Genomic DNA, 2,983 nt, shown 5'->3' with positions numbered 1-2,983 from the left:
ACGTGGATGGCCGGGACAAGCCCGGCCATGACGATGCGGAAACTTGAGCGCTCGCTAGCTCGCCGCCGTCATCTGCGATAGCCCTCCCATCGGAACCCGCATGAGGGCATGGCGTTGGCTCACGGTCACATACTCTGATTGCCACCGACATAACCCGGAGCTTCGCCATGCCAACACGCGCCGCCGAAAGCAAAGACCATGTTTACAAGATCCTGGACCTCGTGGGCTCATCCGAAAAGAGCATCGAGGACGCCATCCAAAATGCGCTCGCTCGCGCAGCAAAGACCATTCGCGACATGAAATGGTTCGAAGTGATGCAAACGAGAGGCGACATCGAGAATGGAGCCGTTCGCCACTATCAGGTCACGTTGAGAGTTGGATTTACGCTTGAGGGGTAAATTCCGGCGAGACAGCAGGGATGGGGAAAGCGCGGCTTGCGAAAAATCTACGCAGCTATCGCGTACAGACTTGCTTGCTGACTGATTGACGGACACGCATTCGATCAACGGCTTCCGGCACGAAGCTGACATCGATCGCTGGAATGGACGTCCGCGACTAGGCGGTGAGCGACATATCGGGGCCGGCCGCGCCAACCCGTTCTCTCAACGCATCGAACTCGCCGGGTTGATAGGTGCCCCCATCGGGCGTGACTATCTCGACGTTCCAGCAACCGTCCGATATCAGTTCCTCGGCTTTTTTCAGCGCAGCCGGCACCGATTCCCGGTTGAGAGTGACTTTTCCCGCGGTATCCTGCGCAGTAATCAAAAACCTCATGTGACCGGCTCCCAGCGCTAGCGCCCGACCATTCTGGCTCGGTGTGCGGCTGCGTCAAGAGCGTAGCGAGCTTCGGTTCTGATTCAGTCGGAACCGAAGCTCCGGATTCCCGTTTTGACGCGGTTTTTTCACGCGCGGACGGGCTGCTACTCCTCGGTCGGGCCGGGAAGGAGGCGACGAAGTCGCTGAGCTTCGTGCCACGTCGCAAGAGCTTCGTCCCCGAAGCGCGCGAGCCTCGTGGCCAACTGCACGATGATGAGTGTGATCATAGCTGACGTCCCGCGTTGGAAAGCAGGCGTTCGATCCGACGCTCGGCGTCGTCAGTCAGTTTGAACCCGCGGGTAGCAAGGTACTGCTCGACCGCTCGGTCAGCCTGTCGCTGCCGGGCCTCGATTTGAACGCGCAACAATCGGGTTAAAAATGAAGGCTTGCTGGTCGGGGCAGAATACGCGGCCCCAGTGGTGAGTATGTTCGCCATGGATGGCTCCTTTATCGGAGTTGTCCCTGGGCGAATTCCTTCCTGATCGAGAGATAGGTATTGGTGCCAGCAAATGCGAGATCAAATAGCCCGCAGCATGCATTAATTTTGAACCTTCTCGCGTAAAACGCCCGGCGCAATCACATACCAGCAACATCAAATACGCATGGTCACCGCAGTGCGCGAATCATTGATACTTCGAGATCATCGAACCGGGCCAGTCACGAGCACTCACTTGGCAAACGGGTTCACCCAGCCTCCCCTGCCCGCCGGCGCGCGCGGCGGATAGGCCGTCTCGAGATAGTTCAGGACCTTCTCGCGATCCTTGTCGTCAAGCGGCGGCATGTTGTGGCGGCGGATCATCAGGTTGATGGAATCCTCCCACTGCGCGCGCGTCATGCCCTGCTGCGCCACCAGCCTGAAGCCGTGGCAGGCGGTGCAGGCGTAGAAGGTTTCGTCGCGGCCTGTGCCCGCGGCGAACTCCTCCGGGCTTTCGTCGCGCGGCGTAAAGCTCGTCTGCGCGGTGGCCGGCGATATCAAGAACACGCCGGCCAATGCGAGCCATGCAAAACGCTGCATCATCCGACCAGCACGGCGATGCGGTGCATGGCGTTGCCGCCATAGCCTTGCGGATTCCAGAAGCCGGCCTGATGCGGCTGCATCGCGCCCTTGGAATCGGTGGCGCGCGCCCAGATCTCGAAATAGCCATCGGTCAGCAGCTTGACGGTCGCGGTCCAGCGCTGCCAGTCATATTTGTTCTTCGGCTTTTCCAGCGTGGTTCGCTGCCAGCTCGCGCCGAAGTCGAGCGAGACATCCACCTGCTTGACGGTGAGATCGCCGGCCCAGGACGCGCCGCGCAGTTTCAGCTCCTTGGTGCCAGCCGCGAACTTGGCGCCGTTCGCAGGGTTGGTGATGATCGAGCGCACCGGCATCGATTCCAGGATGCGGAAGTTCGCGGGATCGGCCTTGCCGCCGGGCACCATCGGCTTGATCGGGGTGCGGTAGGAAAATTCCGTCATGCCGGGGCCGTCATGCTCGCGGTCGCGGATGGTGATGCGCGTCAGCCATTTCTGGGACGCCGAGCCCGACCAGCCCGGCACGACCAGCCGCACCGGCCCGCCATGGATGTTCGGCAGCGGCTGGCCGTTCATGGCCCATACGATCATCGTGTTCGGGTCCATCGCTTTTTCCAGTCGCACGCCGCGCGAGATGCTCGGCTTGCTCGGATCACCCGACAGATGCAGATCGGCCGCATAATGCGCGGTGTATTTCGCGCTCGGTTTCAGGCCGGCTTTCTTGAGCAGGTCGGCGAGCGGCACGCCGGTCCATTCCGCGCAGCCCGCACCGCCATTGCCCCACTGGTTGCCGCGCGCCGGCGGTGAAAATCCGGCACGGCCGTTGCCGCCGCACTCCAGCACCATGCGCCGCGTCACCGCCTTGTATTTCGATTTCAATTCACCGAGCGTGATCTCGATCTTGTTGTTGACCTCGCCGTCGATGGTGATTTTCCAGGCGTCGGGATTCTTCGCCTCCTCGGGGATCTGCCCGTTGTTGCGGATGTAGAACTTATCGATCGGCGTGGTGTCGTCATCGAGCAGGCTTTCCGGCGTCTCGGCGACCAGCGGCTTCTCGCCGAGCACGACGAGCCCTTCGTGCTTGCCGGGGTATTTCAGGTGCTGCGGGCCCTTGCCCGCGGCGGGCGCGGCAGCCGACGGGGGCGCGGCGGGCGGG

The 2,983-nt window shown here is 61.8% G+C and carries 5 protein-coding genes; 1 reads left to right on the top strand and 4 read right to left on the bottom strand.

Annotation, left to right across the window (positions count from 1 at the left end):
* The first annotated feature begins 167 nt into the window (after positions 1-167).
* The gene (locus CP49_RS22690) at positions 168-398 is read left to right on the top strand and encodes a dodecin (protein ID WP_057852415.1); all 231 of its coding nucleotides are present in this window, start codon (positions 168-170) and stop codon (positions 396-398) included.
* A 157-nt stretch (positions 399-555) separates the two neighbouring features.
* Here the strand turns inward: CP49_RS22690 and CP49_RS22685 are convergent, their stop codons facing one another.
* The 4 genes from CP49_RS22685 to CP49_RS22670 form a co-directional block, all read right to left on the bottom strand.
* Positions 556-774 carry a hypothetical protein gene (locus CP49_RS22685; RefSeq protein ID WP_057852414.1) on the bottom strand — a complete coding sequence of 73 codons (219 nt, stop codon included), beginning with the start codon at positions 772-774 and terminating at the stop codon, positions 556-558.
* Positions 775-1,039: 265 nt separating this feature from the next.
* Complete coding sequence (locus tag CP49_RS22680; RefSeq protein ID WP_057852413.1) at positions 1,040-1,252, bottom strand: hypothetical protein; 213 nt, start codon at positions 1,250-1,252, stop codon at positions 1,040-1,042.
* 231 nt (positions 1,253-1,483) lie between these two features.
* Complete coding sequence (locus tag CP49_RS22675) at positions 1,484-1,831, bottom strand: hypothetical protein (protein WP_197424049.1); 348 nt, start codon at positions 1,829-1,831, stop codon at positions 1,484-1,486.
* A partial coding sequence (locus CP49_RS22670) for a sulfite oxidase (RefSeq protein ID WP_057852411.1) occupies positions 1,831-2,983 on the bottom strand: 1,153 nt, incomplete at its 5' end. The genes CP49_RS22675 and CP49_RS22670, both read right to left, overlap by 1 nt.

Origin of the sequence: Bradyrhizobium valentinum, from assembly GCF_001440405.1 — a bacterium.
GTDB lineage: Bacteria > Pseudomonadota > Alphaproteobacteria > Rhizobiales > Xanthobacteraceae > Bradyrhizobium > Bradyrhizobium valentinum.
This window is presented reverse-complemented; position numbering and strand designations above follow the sequence as displayed.